This is a genomic window from Lacticaseibacillus paracasei subsp. paracasei (assembly GCF_000829035.1).
Lineage (GTDB): Bacteria > Bacillota > Bacilli > Lactobacillales > Lactobacillaceae > Lacticaseibacillus > Lacticaseibacillus paracasei.
Genome location: NZ_AP012541.1, coordinates 2,557,842 through 2,574,157, shown reverse-complemented (window position 1 = coordinate 2,574,157; position 16,316 = coordinate 2,557,842). Strand labels below are relative to the sequence as shown.

Genomic DNA, 16,316 nt, shown 5'->3' with positions numbered 1-16,316 from the left:
GGTGCGATACATGAAGTTCAAAACTGGTGACAAAGTGCGGGTCATGCGCGGCAAAGATGCCGGCAAAGAAGGCCAGATCACTAAAGTCTTGAAGGACGCTGATAAAGTTGTCGTTGAAGGCATTAACATGATCAAGAAGCACCAAAAGCCTAACAATGCTAATCCGCAAGGCGGTATTATCGATAAGGAAGCACCTATTCACGTGTCCAATGTGATGCTTCTTGATCCAGATACCAATAAGCCGACACGGATCGGTTCTGAAGTTAAAGATGGCAACAAAGTGCGGATTGCTAAGAAGTCTGGCACCGCAATCGATAAATAATAGGGAAGGAGGACAAACTTTTTCATGGAGAATCGTCTTGAAGAACGTTATAGCAAAGAAATCGCTCCTGCATTGGTAAGCAAGTTTAACTACAAGAGCACCATGCAGGCACCGAAGATCGAAAAGATCGTTTTGAACATGGGTGTTGGTGATGCGACTCAGAACGCCAAATTGCTGGATGAAGCAGTTGACGAACTGACCCTGATCTCTGGTCAACATCCACTGATCACCAAGGCTAAGAAGAGTATCGCTGGCTTCCGTCTGCGTGAAGGCATGCCAATCGGCGCAAAGGTTACCCTTCGCGGCGAACGCATGTATGATTTCTTGGATAAGCTGATCAATGTCTCCCTGCCGCGTGTGCGTGACTTCCATGGTATTTCCCCCAAGTCCTTCGATGGTCGCGGGAACTATACCTTGGGTGTTAAAGAACAACTGATCTTCCCAGAAATCGATTACGATAAGGTTAATCGTGTTCGTGGGTTGGATGTTGTCATCGTTACAACGGCAAATACTGATGAAGAAGCTCTCGAATTGCTGACGCAAGTCGGGATGCCATTCGCCAAATAAGGGAGGTCCGCTACTTGGCTAAGAAGTCAATGATCGCTAAGAACAATCGGCCTGCAAAATTTGCAGTCCAGGAATATACGCGGTGCCAACGTTGTGGCCGTCCACATTCCGTTTATCGTAAATTCAAACTCTGCCGGATTTGCCTTCGTGAGTTAGCACATGCCGGCCAAATTCCAGGCATGCGCAAAGCTAGCTGGTAATCACTAGACAAAGGAGGTTAAATCAATGGTCTTGACCGATCCAATCGCAGATTACTTGACCCGGATCCGTAACGCCAACATGGTGCGTCACGAATCCTTGGTCGTACCTGCATCTAAGATGAAAAAAGACATTTCTGAGATTCTGAAACGTGAAGGGTTCATCCGTGACTATGAAGTTATTGATGATGACAAGCAAGGCGTTATCCGCATTTTCTTGAAGTATGGTAAGAATAATGAACGGGTTATCTCTGGCTTGAAGCGGATCTCCAAACCGGGTCTGCGCTCATACGTTAAAAGTGATGCTGTTCCTAAGGTCTTAAACGGCTTAGGGATTGCTATCATCTCAACTTCCGAAGGTGTTATCACCGACAAGGAAGCTCGTGCCAAGAACGTCGGCGGCGAAGTACTCGCCTACGTTTGGTAATTCAATATATCAAAAAGGAGGTGCCGATAAGTGAGTCGTATTGGTTATAAAGTCATTAAAGTCCCAGCCGGTGTCACCATCACAAAAGATGGCGACAACATTACGGTTAAGGGCCCGAAAGGCGAATTGACCCGTCATTTTGCCCCGGAAATCGAAATGCACCAGGAAGGCGACGAGATCAACTTCACGCGTCCTGATGATTCCTACAAGGCTGTCCACGGAACAATGCGGGCCAACTTGAACAACATGGTCGTCGGGGTTACCGAAGGCTACAAGAAAGAAATGAAGTTGGTCGGTGTCGGCTATCGTGCACAAAAACAAGGCGAAAAGCTTGTTTTGAACGTTGGCTATTCCCATCCAGTTGAAATGACCGCGCCTAAGGGTGTCACTGTTGAAGTTCCAAGCACCACTCAGATCATCATCAGCGGGATCTCGAAACAGGTTGTTGGCCAGTTTGCAGCCGTTGTTCGTTCCGTCCGTGCACCTGAACCTTATAAGGGTAAGGGGATTCGTTACGTTGACGAACATGTCCGTCGTAAGGAAGGTAAGACTGGTAAGTAGTCTTAACCTTCAACAAATTTAACAAGAGGTGAACATTGTGATTTCTAAGCCAGATAAGAACAAGACTCGGCAACGGCGTCACGCCCGCGTACGAGGCAAGATTTCTGGTACGAGCGAGCGCCCACGCTTGAACATTTTCCGTTCGAATAAAAACATCTACGCACAATTAATTGATGACGTAGCGGGTGTGACGCTAGCAAGTGCCTCCACTCTTGATAAGGACATTAAAGATCCTGAAAACAAGACTGCTGCTTCTGCACAAGTTGGCGCGTTGATCGCCAAGCGTGCTGTTGCTGATGGTCATAAAGTTGTGGTCTTTGACCGTGGTGGTTATCTGTACCATGGTCGCGTTGCTGCGTTAGCTGAAGCAGCACGTGAAAATGGCCTCGAATTCTAGAAAAAAGGAGGATAACCAACACATGGCATCATTTATCGATCCAAACCAATTGGACTTAGAAGACCAAGTCGTTTCCATCAACCGTGTCACGAAAGTTGTTAAAGGTGGACGTCGTCTGCGTTTTGCTGCGATCGCGATCGTCGGTGATAAGAATGGTCACGTCGGCTTTGCAACTGGTAAGGCCCAAGAAGTTCCTGAAGCGATCCGTAAAGCTGTTGACGCGGCCAAGAAGAGCTTGATCGAAGTACCGATTGTCGGCACAACGATTCCTCATGAAGTTATCGGCCATTTTGGCGCCGGCGAAGTTTTGCTGAAGCCTGCTGAAGAAGGTTCTGGGGTTGCTGCTGGTGGCGCTATCCGTTCCGTCATGGAACTTGCCGGCATTGCTGATATTACCAGCAAGTCACTCGGCCGTAACACCCCGATCAACATGATCCGGGCAACGATGGACGGGTTGACACAACTGCGTACCCGTGAACAAGTTGCTGAATTGCGTGGCGTTTCTGCGTCATCATTAGAAGACTAGGAGGTAAACACATGGCTCAATTGAAGATTACTTTGACCCGTAGTGCTGCCCACCGTCTTCCTAAGCAACGTAAAATTGTGAAGGAATTAGGCTTAGCTCGAGTTAATAGCTCAGTGATCAAGCCTGACAACGCAGCCACTCGTGGTGCGATTTTCCAGATTTCACACTTGGTTTCCGTTGAAGAAATCAAGGATTAATAACATTATTTCGACAAGGAGGTGCCCAAGAGTATGCAATTGCACGAATTAAAGCCGAGTGTCGGCTCCCGTCATTCCCGCAAGCGTCTGGGCCGTGGTACTTCTAGCGGTCAAGGTAAGACAGCTGGTAAAGGGACAAAGGGTCAATTGGCACGTCAGGGCGGCAAAACGCGTCTTGGCTTCGAAGGTGGCCAGATGCCATTGTTCCGGCGTATGCCAAAACGCGGTTTCAACAACATTAACCGCAAAGAATATGCTGTTGTTAACCTTTCCGATCTTAACCGCTTCGACGATGGCGCCGAAGTAACCCCAGCAGCCTTGATCGATGCTGGTATCGTTAAGAACGAAAAGAACGGCGTCAAGCTGCTGGCAGACGGCAAGCTTGAGAAAAAACTGACCATTAAGGTAGCAAAGGCTTCTGCTGCAGCGAAGGCTGCTGTTGAAGCAGCTGGCGGTTCGATTGAGGTGATCTAATGCTGAGGACCCTGAAAAACGCGCTCAAGGTTAAAGACATCCGTAACAAGATCCTCTTCACTTTAGCGGTTTTATTGGTCTATCGATTAGGTACACTGATCGCAGTGCCCGGGGTCAATGCAAAGGCGCTGCAATCAATCGGTTCGACAGGCCTGATCTCACTGCTGGATACTGTCAGTGGTGGCGGACTGGCCCAGTACTCCATCTTCTCGATGGGGGTCTCACCGTACATTACGGCACAGATTGTGGTTCAGCTGCTGCAGATGGATATCGTTCCGAAGTTTGTTGAATGGAGCAAGCAAGGGGAAGTTGGTCGGCGTAAGCTGAATCAGGTGACTCGTTACTTAACCATTATCTTCGGGTTCTTTCAGGCAATTGGGATTACGGCCGGCTTTCAAACGTTAAGTTCGATGGGCTTGGTCAAAAATCCGTCTGTTAGCACCTATATCACGATCGGGATCATCTTAACCGGCGGCACCATGTTGCTGACTTGGATGGGTGAACAGATCACTGATAAAGGTCTTGGTAATGGGGTTTCCTTGCTGATCTTTTCCGGGATCATTGCTCGCTTGCCTTCTGGCCTTCAAGAGCTATACCGCGATAACGTTCAGGTATACTCTGGTGCCGAAATCTGGAAAGGGATTGCCTTCATGGCAGCCTTAGCCATTATCGTGATCCTAGTGATCACGTTTGTCACATGGGTACAGCAAGCAAATTACAAGATTCCGATTCAATATACCCGGCGTGTCACCAGCGCAGGCAGCAACAGCTACTTGCCTTTAAAGGTCAACGTGGCCGGCGTTATTCCAGTTATCTTTGCGAGTTCCTTCATCGTAACTCCGCAAACAATTCTGATGGCTTTTCAAAAGAATCATAGCGGTGATGGCTGGTATCAAGTCATGACCAACATCTTCAATATGCAAAAACCTGCCGGGACTGCGATCTACACGCTTCTAATCATTCTTTTCACGTTCTTCTATGCGTTTGTTCAGGTCAATCCCGAAAAGGTCTCTGAGAACTTAACCAAACAAGGCAGTTACATTCCAGGCGTTTGGCCAGGAAAAGAAACCGAGAATTATATCTCGCGTTTACTGATGCGGTTATCAACCGTCGGGGCATTGTTCCTTGGCCTGGTTGCATTGCTGCCACAGTTAGCTGCCAACATTTGGGGCTTGCCACAGTCAATCGGACTGGGCGGCACAAGTCTCTTGATTGTCGTCATGACAGCGATTGAATTGGTTCGTCAGTTAGACGGCTTACTCATGAAACGCGAGTATATCGGTTTCATTCGCGGAGACTTGATTAAAGGCGACAGTAAAAAATAAACGTCATTTAAACAGAACGTGAGTCAGCTTGATTAGAGTCCAATGTGTAAGCGAATCTGAGTATGATGACCGGGTTCGGTTATTGTGTTTAAGAGCGTTTATACGTCAGGTTCTAGTCTGGCGAGCGCGTTTAGAGGAGGATGCAACGTGAATCTCATTTTAATGGGACTTCCCGGTGCAGGGAAAGGTACTCAAGCAGAACGGATCGAAGACACTTATCCGATTGCACATATTTCAACCGGTGACATGTTCCGAGCTGCGATGGCTGCTGGTACCGCATTAGGTAAAGAAGCGAAAGGTTTCATTGATAAGGGGCAACTCGTACCGGACTCGGTCACGAATGGCATTGTCAAGGAACGACTCGCTGAATCTGATACCGATGCTGGTTATATGCTTGATGGCTTCCCGCGCACCATCCAACAAGCAGAGGCACTCGAAACGATTACAGCCGATCTGAAGAAACCGTTAGATGCTGTCATCAATATCGATGTTGCACCTGCAAAACTAGTCGATCGTTTGTCTGGCCGTTTTATTTGCAAGACATGCGGCGCGACTTATCACAAAATCTACAACCCGCCAAAGGTTGCCGGCACTTGTGATCGTTGCGGCGGTCATGAATTCTTCCAGCGTGAAGATGACAAACCGGCAACGGTTAAAAATCGCCTCAAGGTAAACATCGAAATGAACACACCGCTGTTGGACTTCTATGAAAAGAAGGGCCTGCTTCACACGGTTAATGGCGACCAGGACATTGATAAGGTGTTTGCCGAGATCAAAGCGATTTTGGCTGCTGTGGCAAAGTAAGTGCTTGGACGATTGCACGCCCCTCATGACTGTTTTCAAAGTCGAAGAATTATGGTACAATATCGCGGTATGCGGTGAGTGCCAATCGGCCTCACCCTTTTCGCGCGTTAATAGAACCAATAATTTTTAGGAGGAAACACTTCGTGGCAAAAGACGATGTAATTGAGATCCAAGGCACCGTGACGGATACCTTACCCAACGCGATGTTCAAAGTCAAACTTGAAAACGGCGCAGAGATCCTCGCCCATGTTTCCGGTAAAATTCGCATGCACTATATCCGGATTTTACCAGGAGATAAGGTAACGGTGGAGCTCTCCCCATATGATCTGACCAAAGGCCGAATCACTTACCGTTTCAAGTAGTTGCCAACTCAAGGAGGCTAAATTCTCATGAAAGTACGTCCATCTGTTAAAAAGATGTGCGAGCACTGCAAAGTGGTCCGTCGTAAAGGCCGGGTCATGATTATCTGCTCTGCAAACCCAAAGCATAAGCAACGTCAGGGATAATACAAACTAATTCAATAGGAGGTGTCATTGTACATGGCTCGTATCGCAGGTGTCGACTTACCACGTGGTAAGCAAATCGTCATTGCCTTAACCTATATTTATGGTGTTGGCAAGACAACCGCTCAAAAGGTCCTCAAGAATGCCGGTGTTCCGGAAAACGTTCGTCAAGATGACCTGACCCCAGAACAAGAAGACAAGATTCGTGCAGCCTTAGACTCCGTTAAGGTTGAAGGTGACCTTCGTCGTGAAGTAAACCTGAACATCAAGCGATTGATGGAAATCGGTTCATATCGCGGCATCCGTCATCGTCGTGGCTTGCCAGTTCGTGGGCAAAACACCAAAAACAATGCTCGCACCCGCAAAGGGAAGAAAGCAAGCATGGCAGGTAAGAAAAAATAATTAAAGGAGGTCATTGATCGATGGCAGGTAGAAAAACTACGCGGAAGCGCCGTGTCCGCAAGAACGTTGAATCTGGCGTGGCTCATATCCACTCAACATTCAACAACACCTTAGTAATGATCACGGACCCTCGCGGCAATGCGATCGCTTGGTCCTCTGCTGGTGCACTCGGCTTTAAAGGCAGTCGTAAGTCGACGCCTTTTGCTGCGCAGATGGCTGCTGAAGCTGCTGCAAAGGAATCAATGGAACATGGCATGAAGTCGGTTGAAGTTGCGGTTAAGGGCCCAGGTTCTGGCCGTGAAGCTGCGATCCGTTCACTTCAGGCAACTGGTCTTGAAGTTACTGCGATCCGTGATGTTACACCGGTTCCGCATAACGGTTCTCGTCCTCCAAAGCGTCGTCGTGTTTAATTGTTACCCTTCGGCCGCTTTAACGGTCAGGCAGACAAATCTTCACTTCTCGTTTTGAAAGGGGTACAAACTAGATGATCGAATTCGAAAAGCCGAACATTACCAAAGTTGACGAAAGCACCAACTATGGCAAGTTTGTGGTTGAACCGTTGGAACGCGGCTACGGTACTACTTTAGGTAACTCGTTGCGGCGGATCCTTCTTTCTTCATTGCCTGGGGCAGCTATCAGCAGCATCCAAATCGACGGGGTACTACATGAGTTCTCCACGATTGACGGTGTGCTGGAAGATGTGACCCAGATCATTTTGAATATCAAAAAATTGGCACTCAAAATGAACACTGATGAAGACAAGAACATCGAAATTGATGTCAACGGTCCGGCTAAGGTAACTGCTGCTGATATCGTCGCTGATCCTGATGTTGAGGTCTTAAATCCTGAACAGTATATCTGTACTGTTGCAGATGGCGGGCACTTCCATGTACGTATGACCGTTAAAAAGGGTCGCGGGTATGTGGCAGCTGACCAAAACAAGTCTGATGACATGCCAATCGGTGTTTTGCCGATCGACTCGATTTTCACCCCGATCAGCCGGGTTAACTATCAAGTTGAAAGCACCCGTGTTGGCCGTCGGAATGATTTCGACAAGTTAACGCTGGATGTATGGACTAATGGCTCAATCTCACCACGAGAAGCCATCAGCTTAGCAGCGAAGATCCTGACAGAACACTTGGACATCTTCGTCAATTTGACGGATGAAGCCAAGAACGCTGAAATCATGGTTGAAAAAGAAGAGACTCACAAGGAAAAGATGCTTGAGATGACTATCGAAGAGCTTGACTTGTCCGTTCGTTCTTACAACTGCTTGAAGCGTGCTGGGATCAACACAGTTCAGGAGTTAACCAACAAAACAGAAGCCGATATGATGAAAGTACGTAATTTAGGTCGTAAGTCACTTGAAGAAGTTAAAAACAAGTTGGCAGATCTCGGCTTAGGATTGCGTAAAGAAGACTAATTTCGAAAAGGAGGCCAATCCATGAGTTACCGTAAATTAGGGCGGACCAGCTCACAACGTAAGGCATTGTTGCGTGACCTGACCACTGATCTTTTGATCAATGAACGGATCGTCACGACTGAAGCCCGCGCTAAAGAAGTTCGTTCAACTGCTGAAAAGATGATTACTTTGGGCAAACGCGGCGATTTGCACGCCCGTCGCCAAGCAGCAGCTTACGTTCGCAATGAAATCGCGAGTGTCGAGGAACAAGATGACAACAGTGTTGTTGTGAAGTCCGCTTTGCAAAAGCTGTTCAGTGACTTGGCACCAAAATACGCAGATCGCAAGGGCGGTTACACCCGCATCTTGAAGACTGCGCCACGTCGCGGTGACGGTGCACCAATGGTTATCATTGAGCTCGTCTAAACACAGTTAAAAATGGATGGCCCACGCGGTCAACCAACTTTGATCATTTGATCGATGGAGCGTTACGATGATGGCAGGCCCAGTTCCTGCTTAGTCTAGCTTGAGAGCACCGGGCAACCGGTTGTCTCCATCATTAAATGATTTTTTTGTGGAAGCACGAGCCAGCCCGGGTAGAAACCGGAGTGTAAGTGGCCTCGAACCTAATGACTGTACTTTGGTCATTAGGTTCGAGGTCCTTACACGTAGGTTTCTGCGACTGCGAGCGCGTTATAGAACGCGCAGAAGCTCAATGGTATTGCCAAGAATAGAACATTCCCACAATAGCATGAACCACAGAAAACCTGAAAAACCTCGCAGAAAACCGCCAAAATTGGCGGTTTTTCCTGTATACTGCAAAATAACGGAGGTTAACAACATGCACAATTGGCTTAAACAAAGAGCACCATGGCAGATTGGATTATATGTCATCGGCATTTGGTCACTGATTGCCATTGTTTGGGTTCTCCTGTTGGTCTTGTTAACACCACCAAATGGCAGCACAGGTGGTTTATTGATGCCGGAAGTGGATCACCTTGCTAACGGCAGCGTTACTGTACAATGGCTGTCATATGCTTGGCTCATATCGATGTTAAGTGGTTATCTGACGGGACGACAATATCGCAAGCAAAAACTACCCCCTGCGTTGCCCAAAACACTTATACCACTAACGACTTTCTGGGTCATCATTTTGCTTCTTGCTCAATGGTATCCACTGTCTTGGTTGACGAAACCACACTCACTTGACGGCTTTCTGCTGCTGGCAATGCTTAGTTTTGTTGTCATTATGCCAGTCGGGATCGGCGCCGCATATGCAGGACTGTTTGTGAACGGTTCTCGCTATTTAACAGTCATTTTCCTTGTGCTTTTGCTGATGACAATGCACACTAATCAATTGATCGTGAATGGTAACAGTCAATTTGGCATGGTGATGTTGAATGCGACTCCGATGTGAGTACAGGCTTGGATGTTGTTGGTTGGCAGTTTGATATTTAGTGCGGTTTTTGCATTCCTTAGTACTAATCCCGATATCGTTAAAAATAATTTCTAGCAAACCTGTTTTTCATGGATGCATGATTTTCACCCATGTCGTCATGGCTTGGAAACTGCAAGACAAGGGGAGCCTAACTCCCATCGGCTAAGTAAAATATGGTATCATTATCCGGTATACAAAGCGTAGGAAGAAGGGGCATCGTGGGCAACGTCATTCGTGTTCAACATTTGAATTACACTTATCCTGAAGCCAAACAGCAAGCGCTGACGGATGTTTCATTTGATGTGTCCAAGGGTGAGTGGCTGGCGATCATCGGGCACAACGGCAGTGGGAAGAGTACCCTTGCCAAAAATCTAAATGGTTTGCTGGCACCGGAATCCGGTACTGTGCAGGTAGCAGGCATGACGTTGAGTGAAGAAACCGTTTGGGATATTCGCGCCAAAGTCGGCATTGTTTTTCAGAATCCTGATAATCAGTTTGTCGGTGCGACAGTCGCAGATGATGTCGTTTTTGGCTTAGAGAATCGTGGCGTCCCGCGACCGGAGATGATTAAGCGAGTTGACGAGGCCTTGGATCGTGTTGGCATGACGGCTTTTGCCGATCGGGAACCGGCACGGTTGTCTGGCGGTCAAAAACAGCGGGTTGCCATCGCTGGCATCGTGGCTCAGCGACCGGAAATTATTATTTTAGATGAATCCACATCAATGCTGGACCCAGCTGGTCGACAAGAAGTGTTGGGTGTTATTCGGGAATTGAAAGACGAACTTGGGTTGACGGTTCTTTCAATTACACATGATATTGATGAAGCGGCCGAAGCGCACCGGATTATTCTCTTGAATGATGGCAAAATTAATGAGATTGGTACCCCAAGCGAGATCTTTTCGCATGGGATGGAATTATTACGACTGGGATTGGATGTCCCATACTCGGAGAAGCTGAAAGATGCTTTGGCCCAGCGCGGCATTGCGATGCCGAAAGACTATATGGACAATGAAAGGTTGGTAGACTACCTGTGGACATTACATTCGACCATGTGAGCTTTACCTATCAGGCAGGTACGCCTTTCGCTGGTGATGGCATTAAAGATGTGAGCGGGGTTATTCGAGACGGCAGCTATACGGCAATTATCGGTCACACCGGTTCTGGCAAATCAACCATTCTGCAACATCTGAACGCGTTGTTGAAACCAACTTCCGGCACGGTGACGATTGGCGACAAGGTCATTACCAATGAAACTAACAATAAGAACCTCAAGCCGCTACGGCAAAAAGTCGGGATGGTTTTCCAATTTGCGGAAAATCAGTTGTTTGAACAAACAGTCGCTAAGGATATCGCTTTTGGCCCCCAAAATTTTGGGGTTAGCGGAAAAGATGCCTTAGCTTTGGCCGATAAAATGGTCAAAATGGTTGGCTTACCGCATGATGTGTTGGAAAAGTCGCCGTTTGATCTGTCTGGTGGTCAGATGCGTCGTGTTGCGATTGCAGGCGTGTTGGCGATGCAGCCGGAGGTATTAGTACTGGACGAGCCAACGGCGGGCCTGGACCCCTCAGGACGCCATGAGATGATGCAAATGTTTGAACAGTTGCATCGCGAGCAAGGACAAACGATCGTGTTGGTGACACATCAAATGGATGATGTGGCAGACTATGCGGATACAGTTTGGGTCATGGCAGAAGGCAAGTTAATCAAAACCGGAACACCGCGAGAGATTTTTGCTGACCCAGCTTGGTTAAAAGCGAATCAGCTAGGGCTGCCAAAGACGGCGCAACTGGCGCAACAATTAGCAGCTAAGGGGTTCCACTTTGATCCGCAACCGCTAACTGAAAGCGAGTTGGCAGATCAATTGGTGCCGCAAATTGGAGGTGGCCAGCGTGGATAAATTACTGCTAGGCCGCTATATTCCCGGCGACTCGTGGGTTCATCGATTAGATCCGCGAACCAAACTTATCGCCAGCTTCTACTATATTGGGATTGTCTTTTTAGCCAATAATTGGCAGACATACCTAATGATGTTTGTAGCGACACTGTTCATGATTTGGCTATCAGGTATCAAAATCGGCTTCTTCCTTAAGGGGGTTCGCCCACTGATTTGGCTGATTTTGTTTACGGTTGTGCTGCAGGTGCTATTCGTTCGTGGTGGTACAGTTTACTGGCATTGGGGCTGGTTATGGATTACTGAATTTGGTCTGATAAACGGAGCCTTTATCTTTGTCCGGTTTGTGTTGATCATTTTCATGTCCACTTTGCTCACCTTGAGTACCCAGCCGCTGTCGCTAGCTGATGCGGTGGAAAGCCTGTTGAAGCCACTGCGGGTCATTCGCGTACCAGTAACCGAGCTGGCTTTGGTTTTGCAGATTGCCTTGCGTTTCGTACCCACGCTGATGGATCAAACGACCAAAATCATGAATGCGCAGCGTGCCCGTGGTGTCGATTTCGGTGAAGGTAACATTTTCCAGCAGATGAAGGCTGTTGTACCGTTGCTAATTCCACTATTTGTCTCAAGCTTTACGACTGCCGATGAATTGGCTACTGCTATGGAAGCGCGTGGCTACCAAGGCGGCGATGACCGAACGAAGTACCGTATCCTACGCTATCATCGGCGCGACTGGGTTGCAGCAGGCGGGATGCTTGTTTTAACCGGTCTGTTGCTGTTGTTGCGTGCTTAATAGAAGGGACATCATGACGCATTACAAGGTAACACTGGCCTATGATGGCACCAACTTTGCTGGCTATCAGGTTCAACCAAAACAGCGCACAGTCCAAGGTGTGCTGCAAAAAGCTTTAACCAAAATGACGAAGGGGCAGCCAGTGCATGTCGATGGTTCAGGCCGAACTGATTCTGGTGTTCACGCTTTAGGTCAGGTGATCAGTTTTGATTACCCGGGAAATATTCCGGCTGAGTCGATGCTGAAAGCGATGAATTCGTTGATGCCATTAGACATCGAAATTCTTAAAGCTGAAATCGTTGATGCCGATTTTCATGCCCGCTATTCCGCTAAAGGCAAACGGTATTTGTACCGAGTGGCTCGTGGTTACTATACAAATCCGTTTAACCGCCTATATACTGGTCATTATCCTTACAAACTTGATGTGCAACGAATTGAAGTGGCATTGAAGGACCTAGTCGGCACACACGACTTTACAAGCTTTGCGGCCAGTGGCGGCGTGATTGTCGATAAAGTTCGGACGATTTATGAGGCAACTGTTCGAGAAGATCCAGTGACAAACGAAATTATTTTTGAATTCTATGGCAATGGCTTTCTTTACAACATGGTTCGGATTCTCGTTGCGACAGCGCTTGAAATTGGTAATGGGCGGCGTGATGTTCACGACTTTCAGCGTTTGTTTGCAGTCAAAGATCGTCAACAAGCACGCGGCACCGCACCAGCATCAGGGCTGTACTTGAAGGAAGTTTATTATTAGAGGCTGACGCTGCGGCGTTGGCTTTTTTTATGAAAAAAGAGCAGATTGATGCTGCGTATTGCATCAATCTGCTCTTAGGAAAAATTCGATTAAATTACCGCGTATAGTGCCGCACAATCGCATTTAACGTTTCAGCCGCTCCGGCTTTGCGGGTGCCGTCTTCGTAATACTTGCTAAAACGTGGATCGGAAACATACATCGCAGCTAAACCGCGATGAGCTTTTTGTGAATATTGTTCAGAAGGCCAGGTCATTTGTAGAAATTGCTTGTGCAATTTGAAGACGCGTTTTGCCTCCGGGGTGTTGAAATCGGTGGTGCCAACTAACGGCTTTAAGGCATCCAAAATTTCCTGTTGTAGGGCAGTTAGTTGCGCAACCTGCGCCTGTGACATATCGCGGAACTTTTTGTTGCTGGCTTCGACAATATCATCTCCATATTGTTGCCGGATTTCTTCACCATATTGTTGTTCGTTTGCTTTGATGGATTGATCTTTAAAAGCGGCAAATTTTTCGTCATCAGTCATTGTATCGACTCCTTTTTCTAAAGTTTGATCAAGGGTAGTGAGCAGTAAGCTTAGTTGATCGCGTTTGGCAGTGATGCGTTTGCGTTGTTGTTTGAGAGCGACGGTTAAGTTTTCAGCAGGACCGTCTAGCAGCACCTTCACTTGGGCAAGTGGCATCTCAAATAATTGTAAGAAGCGGATGGTTTGCAGACGATCGACCTCAGTCTGGGTATAAACGCGATACTGATTATCAGGATTGCGTTGCGCTTTCAGCAAGCCAATCTTGTCATAGTAGCGCAATGTTCGTGGTGTCACACCAGCCAAATCGGCTAGTTGCTTTGTAGAATAGGTCATCACTTGCCTCCTAAGCGCGCTTAACCAGACACTTCCAAGGACAATGGCCAAGACCCGGCCGATGCCGATGTCCTTGAAGTCGCTTATACGCTGGTTTCAAACCGAGTTGGTTCGCGCGCTCCCTTAATCAACTATAACAATAAGCCGTGACGTAAGGTCAGGGTCAAGCGCAAAAGAAATTAATTATTTGGCGGGGAGGACTCCCTAAAATTTGCAAAAAAAGAACCGCGACCCGATAGTGCGATCCGCGGTTCATGATATTCAGTTGTTTGACGATGGTTACTTCTTGAGGACCTTTTCGGCCAAAGCTTTGACTTCGTCGTCGGACATATCTAAGACTGGCTTCATTTCTTCTTCAGTCTTAATGGTGTCGCGGCTGTTCTTTTCCATGTAATAATCCCACAGCGCATCACGTACAGGTGCTTCGCTGTCGCTCCAGTCAAATACCTTGTTCATTGGTTCATCGAGAAACAATGTCTTTTCAGGATCTACTGATGCCATAATGATTACCTCCATGATTTATACTCATTTTTGATACAAGTTCATTATAATCCTTTTACTAGGAGATGGTGCAAATTTTTAGCACTGTTTTTAATTGAGTGCTAACTTTTGGGGTGTTTCTTCGTTGCTAGCCGATAGCTGGTAACAGTCAGCGCGTTTACGACATCACCTTTTAGATGGCACTTGCCTTTATTTTCCGCATCCCTTCGTCAGTTAACGTCTTTAAATGGCCGTCGCGCATTTCATAAACGGTATCGACAGCATCAAGTAAGCGTGTATCATGGGTAATCATCATAACGCCGCGTTGAGAATGGTGTGCGATATCTGCTAACAACTGAACGACCTGCAAGGCGCGCTTAGTGTCGAGACTGGCAGTTGGCTCGTCGGCGAGGATGATCGACGGATCGTTGTACAATGCTCGCGCGATGGCAACGCGTTGCCGTTCGCCACCAGATAAAGCTGCAGGGTAATTAGTAACCAAGTCGCTAATGCCAAGCATGTCAAAAAGTGCCGACATGGTTGTTTCATGCTTATGATGATGATTGAACCGATCAACTAAGGTGAGCTGATCTTTGACGGTTAAAAAAGGAATCAAATTGCTAGCTTGTAAAATAAAACCAAACGTATTGAAGCGTAAATCGGTTCGTTGGCCTTCATTCAAATGGGTGGTGTCTTGATGATTGACGATAATCTGACCGTTGCTTGGGCGTTGCAGGTTGCCGATAATCGTCAGCAAAGTTGTTTTGCCTGAACCTGAAGGGCCAATGATGGCCGCAAATTCACCGGCCTTTAAAGTGAAATCGGTCGGGTACAGAGCTGTGACCGCGGTATGGCCAGTACCGTAAGTTTTACTAACTTGTTTCAACTGAGTAAGAATTGCCATCTCATTCGCCTCCAATCGCTGCTAATGGATCAATTCGTAAAATGCGTCGAAGTGAAAATAGTCCACCAATAAGCGACATGACGATTAACGCCGTCGCAATGCTGAAAAAGAGGATACTATTGGCATAAAATGGCATTGTTTTGGGAAGTATCAGCTCAGTCAGCATCAACAGGCCTGCCCCCACCGCAACGCCCACCACGGCGATCATTGGGATTTGCCAGAATAATGCGGCGATGATGGCACGCGTTCGGATACCTTGCGCCCGCATGACGCCATACATCGAGATTTTTTGGATTGTTAAGATGTACATGAAAATACCGATAATGAGCAACATAATGCCAATCATGGCACCAATCATTAAAGCAAACGTCGAAGTTTCGGCGGTATAACCGGGGATGTTGTTAATCAATGTCGCTCGGGTGACTTGCTCCATTTTGGCGGGCACCTTTTTGAAGGCGTGCGGGCTAATCAAAACCGAAACGTTCTGGACACGACTTTGGCCGTATTTTAATTGCCGAAAAGTCGTTAAAGTTGTGTAGAATACAGGTACAGTGTAAAAAAGGCGATCATGGGTGAGCCCGACAATGTGATACTTTTGATCGCTGCCATTGAGCGTGATATGGTCACCTTGATGGAGGCCGTAATGAAGAACACTGTCGTCAGCCAGTACCTCATTGCTGTTCTCGGGCATTCGGCCGCTGGTGACAGGTGGCTTCAACTTGCCACTAAGATTGACACCAAAAATATTACTGTTCACCTTTTGATTCGTCTTGGTGTTTTCGGCGACAACGGACACTTGACCAAGCAGCGCTGCCTGATCAGTGTCTGCTTGGTCGACTTGTTGCTTAGTGACAGTCGAGCTTAACAGATTTTTATTTGCGTATTTTGACATGAGCACATAGTTACCTGGTAAGGCATCAATCGCGGTTCGGTTGTTCCGCGCTAAACCGGTTGCCAGGCCAGTCAGAAAGAAAACTAGGTAGGAAATTAGCACAAAAGTCACCACCACTAAAAGGTAACGGGCCTTGTTGTGCGTAATCTCTTTATAGGCAAGAAACATCTTGATCACCTCTACATTTGATTTTGCACAATT

The 16,316-nt window shown here is 47.3% G+C and carries 25 protein-coding genes and 1 pseudogene; 22 read left to right on the top strand and 4 right to left on the bottom strand.

Annotation, left to right across the window (positions count from 1 at the left end; translation table 11 throughout):
* Positions 1–10: 10 nt before the first annotated feature.
* The 22 genes and pseudogenes from rplX to truA all read left to right on the top strand — a co-directional run bounded on the left by rplX (position 11) and on the right by truA (position 12,983).
* Positions 11–322 (top strand): 50S ribosomal protein L24, encoded by a 312-nt coding sequence (rplX, locus tag LBPC_RS12665; RefSeq protein ID WP_003567544.1) that lies wholly within the window; start codon positions 11–13, stop codon positions 320–322.
* Positions 323–346: 24 nt separating this feature from the next.
* Positions 347–889: a 50S ribosomal protein L5 gene (gene rplE, locus LBPC_RS12660; RefSeq protein WP_003567542.1), complete on the top strand. Its 543-nt coding sequence runs from the start codon at positions 347–349 to the stop codon at positions 887–889.
* A gap of 14 nt (positions 890–903) precedes the next feature.
* Positions 904–1,089 (top strand): type Z 30S ribosomal protein S14, encoded by a 186-nt coding sequence (locus LBPC_RS15965; protein WP_003567540.1) that lies wholly within the window; start codon positions 904–906, stop codon positions 1,087–1,089.
* A 25-nt stretch (positions 1,090–1,114) separates the two neighbouring features.
* On the top strand, positions 1,115–1,513 hold the full coding sequence (rpsH, locus tag LBPC_RS12655; RefSeq protein ID WP_003567538.1) for a 30S ribosomal protein S8: 399 nt from the start codon (positions 1,115–1,117) through the stop codon (positions 1,511–1,513).
* A 30-nt stretch (positions 1,514–1,543) separates the two neighbouring features.
* Complete coding sequence (rplF, locus tag LBPC_RS12650; RefSeq protein WP_003567536.1) at positions 1,544–2,074, top strand: 50S ribosomal protein L6; 531 nt, start codon at positions 1,544–1,546, stop codon at positions 2,072–2,074.
* A gap of 37 nt (positions 2,075–2,111) precedes the next feature.
* Positions 2,112–2,471, top strand: a complete 360-nt coding sequence (gene rplR / locus LBPC_RS12645; protein ID WP_003567533.1) for a 50S ribosomal protein L18 — start codon at positions 2,112–2,114, stop codon at positions 2,469–2,471.
* 22 nt (positions 2,472–2,493) lie between these two features.
* Positions 2,494–2,997, top strand: coding sequence for a 30S ribosomal protein S5 (gene rpsE, locus LBPC_RS12640; protein WP_003567531.1), 504 nt, complete (start codon positions 2,494–2,496; stop codon positions 2,995–2,997).
* A gap of 11 nt (positions 2,998–3,008) precedes the next feature.
* Entirely contained in the window at positions 3,009–3,194 is a 186-nt protein-coding gene (gene rpmD, locus LBPC_RS12635; RefSeq protein ID WP_003567529.1) for a 50S ribosomal protein L30, read from the top strand.
* A gap of 33 nt (positions 3,195–3,227) precedes the next feature.
* Entirely contained in the window at positions 3,228–3,668 is a 441-nt protein-coding gene (rplO, locus tag LBPC_RS12630; protein WP_003567527.1) for a 50S ribosomal protein L15, read from the top strand.
* Positions 3,668–4,993, top strand: coding sequence for a preprotein translocase subunit SecY (gene secY / locus LBPC_RS12625; RefSeq protein ID WP_003567525.1), 1,326 nt, complete (start codon positions 3,668–3,670; stop codon positions 4,991–4,993). Before rplO ends, secY begins: the two co-directional genes overlap by 1 nt.
* 147 nt (positions 4,994–5,140) lie before the next feature.
* Positions 5,141–5,797, top strand: coding sequence for an adenylate kinase (locus tag LBPC_RS12620; protein WP_003567523.1), 657 nt, complete (start codon positions 5,141–5,143; stop codon positions 5,795–5,797).
* 143 nt (positions 5,798–5,940) lie between these two features.
* Positions 5,941–6,159 (top strand): translation initiation factor IF-1, encoded by a 219-nt coding sequence (gene infA, locus LBPC_RS12615; RefSeq protein WP_003567521.1) that lies wholly within the window; start codon positions 5,941–5,943, stop codon positions 6,157–6,159.
* A gap of 27 nt (positions 6,160–6,186) precedes the next feature.
* On the top strand, positions 6,187–6,303 hold the full coding sequence (gene rpmJ, locus LBPC_RS15960) for a 50S ribosomal protein L36 (protein ID WP_003567518.1): 117 nt from the start codon (positions 6,187–6,189) through the stop codon (positions 6,301–6,303).
* A 33-nt stretch (positions 6,304–6,336) separates the two neighbouring features.
* Complete coding sequence (rpsM, locus tag LBPC_RS12610; protein WP_003567516.1) at positions 6,337–6,702, top strand: 30S ribosomal protein S13; 366 nt, start codon at positions 6,337–6,339, stop codon at positions 6,700–6,702.
* 20 nt (positions 6,703–6,722) lie between these two features.
* The gene (gene rpsK / locus LBPC_RS12605; RefSeq protein ID WP_003567514.1) at positions 6,723–7,112 is read left to right on the top strand and encodes a 30S ribosomal protein S11; all 390 of its coding nucleotides are present in this window, start codon (positions 6,723–6,725) and stop codon (positions 7,110–7,112) included.
* A 74-nt stretch (positions 7,113–7,186) separates the two neighbouring features.
* Positions 7,187–8,125: a DNA-directed RNA polymerase subunit alpha gene (locus LBPC_RS12600; protein ID WP_003567511.1), complete on the top strand. Its 939-nt coding sequence runs from the start codon at positions 7,187–7,189 to the stop codon at positions 8,123–8,125.
* Between the two features lie 21 nt (positions 8,126–8,146).
* Positions 8,147–8,530, top strand: a complete 384-nt coding sequence (gene rplQ / locus LBPC_RS12595) for a 50S ribosomal protein L17 (RefSeq protein ID WP_003567509.1) — start codon at positions 8,147–8,149, stop codon at positions 8,528–8,530.
* A 415-nt stretch (positions 8,531–8,945) separates the two neighbouring features.
* Positions 8,946–9,617, top strand: a pseudogene (locus tag LBPC_RS12590) (hypothetical protein).
* 143 nt (positions 9,618–9,760) lie between these two features.
* A complete protein-coding gene (locus LBPC_RS12585; protein ID WP_016383468.1) occupies positions 9,761–10,597 on the top strand; it encodes an energy-coupling factor ABC transporter ATP-binding protein in 837 nt (278 codons plus the stop codon).
* Positions 10,573–11,439, top strand: coding sequence for an energy-coupling factor ABC transporter ATP-binding protein (locus LBPC_RS12580; RefSeq protein ID WP_032781264.1), 867 nt, complete (start codon positions 10,573–10,575; stop codon positions 11,437–11,439). The genes LBPC_RS12585 and LBPC_RS12580 overlap by 25 nt, the downstream gene beginning before the upstream one ends.
* Positions 11,432–12,226, top strand: coding sequence for an energy-coupling factor transporter transmembrane component T family protein (locus LBPC_RS12575; RefSeq protein ID WP_003567501.1), 795 nt, complete (start codon positions 11,432–11,434; stop codon positions 12,224–12,226). The genes LBPC_RS12580 and LBPC_RS12575 overlap by 8 nt, the downstream gene beginning before the upstream one ends.
* 13 nt (positions 12,227–12,239) lie before the next feature.
* Positions 12,240–12,983, top strand: coding sequence for a tRNA pseudouridine(38-40) synthase TruA (gene truA / locus LBPC_RS12570; RefSeq protein WP_003567500.1), 744 nt, complete (start codon positions 12,240–12,242; stop codon positions 12,981–12,983).
* Between the two features lie 94 nt (positions 12,984–13,077).
* Here the strand turns inward: truA and LBPC_RS12565 are convergent, their stop codons facing one another.
* From LBPC_RS12565 to LBPC_RS12550, 4 genes are all read right to left on the bottom strand, one after another.
* A complete protein-coding gene (locus LBPC_RS12565; protein ID WP_003663015.1) occupies positions 13,078–13,839 on the bottom strand; it encodes a MerR family transcriptional regulator in 762 nt (253 codons plus the stop codon).
* A gap of 279 nt (positions 13,840–14,118) precedes the next feature.
* Complete coding sequence (locus tag LBPC_RS12560; RefSeq protein ID WP_003567496.1) at positions 14,119–14,340, bottom strand: P8 family protein; 222 nt, start codon at positions 14,338–14,340, stop codon at positions 14,119–14,121.
* Positions 14,341–14,512: 172 nt separating this feature from the next.
* The gene (locus LBPC_RS12555) at positions 14,513–15,223 is read right to left on the bottom strand and encodes an ABC transporter ATP-binding protein (RefSeq protein ID WP_016377405.1); all 711 of its coding nucleotides are present in this window, start codon (positions 15,221–15,223) and stop codon (positions 14,513–14,515) included.
* Between the two features lies 1 nt (position 15,224).
* A complete protein-coding gene (locus tag LBPC_RS12550; protein WP_003663018.1) occupies positions 15,225–16,283 on the bottom strand; it encodes an FtsX-like permease family protein in 1,059 nt (352 codons plus the stop codon).
* Between the last annotated feature and the right edge of the window lie 33 nt (positions 16,284–16,316).

Coding starts and splice junctions, on each gene's coding strand:
- truA (WP_003567500.1), top strand. CDS start 12,240: ATGACGCATTACAAGGTAACACTGGCCTATGATGGCACCAACTTTGCT.
- LBPC_RS12560 (WP_003567496.1), bottom strand. CDS start 14,340: ATGGCATCAGTAGATCCTGAAAAGACATTGTTTCTCGATGAACCAATG.
- rpsM (WP_003567516.1), top strand. CDS start 6,337: ATGGCTCGTATCGCAGGTGTCGACTTACCACGTGGTAAGCAAATCGTC.
- LBPC_RS12550 (WP_003663018.1), bottom strand. CDS start 16,283: ATGTTTCTTGCCTATAAAGAGATTACGCACAACAAGGCCCGTTACCTT.
- rplO (WP_003567527.1), top strand. CDS start 3,228: ATGCAATTGCACGAATTAAAGCCGAGTGTCGGCTCCCGTCATTCCCGC.
- rpmJ (WP_003567518.1), top strand. CDS start 6,187: ATGAAAGTACGTCCATCTGTTAAAAAGATGTGCGAGCACTGCAAAGTG.
- rplE (WP_003567542.1), top strand. CDS start 347: ATGGAGAATCGTCTTGAAGAACGTTATAGCAAAGAAATCGCTCCTGCA.
- rpsE (WP_003567531.1), top strand. CDS start 2,494: ATGGCATCATTTATCGATCCAAACCAATTGGACTTAGAAGACCAAGTC.
- secY (WP_003567525.1), top strand. CDS start 3,668: ATGCTGAGGACCCTGAAAAACGCGCTCAAGGTTAAAGACATCCGTAAC.
- LBPC_RS12555 (WP_016377405.1), bottom strand. CDS start 15,223: ATGGCAATTCTTACTCAGTTGAAACAAGTTAGTAAAACTTACGGTACT.
- rpmD (WP_003567529.1), top strand. CDS start 3,009: ATGGCTCAATTGAAGATTACTTTGACCCGTAGTGCTGCCCACCGTCTT.
- rplQ (WP_003567509.1), top strand. CDS start 8,147: ATGAGTTACCGTAAATTAGGGCGGACCAGCTCACAACGTAAGGCATTG.
- rplX (WP_003567544.1), top strand. CDS start 11: ATGAAGTTCAAAACTGGTGACAAAGTGCGGGTCATGCGCGGCAAAGAT.
- rpsK (WP_003567514.1), top strand. CDS start 6,723: ATGGCAGGTAGAAAAACTACGCGGAAGCGCCGTGTCCGCAAGAACGTT.
- LBPC_RS12600 (WP_003567511.1), top strand. CDS start 7,187: ATGATCGAATTCGAAAAGCCGAACATTACCAAAGTTGACGAAAGCACC.
- rpsH (WP_003567538.1), top strand. CDS start 1,115: ATGGTCTTGACCGATCCAATCGCAGATTACTTGACCCGGATCCGTAAC.
- LBPC_RS12565 (WP_003663015.1), bottom strand. CDS start 13,839: ATGACCTATTCTACAAAGCAACTAGCCGATTTGGCTGGTGTGACACCA.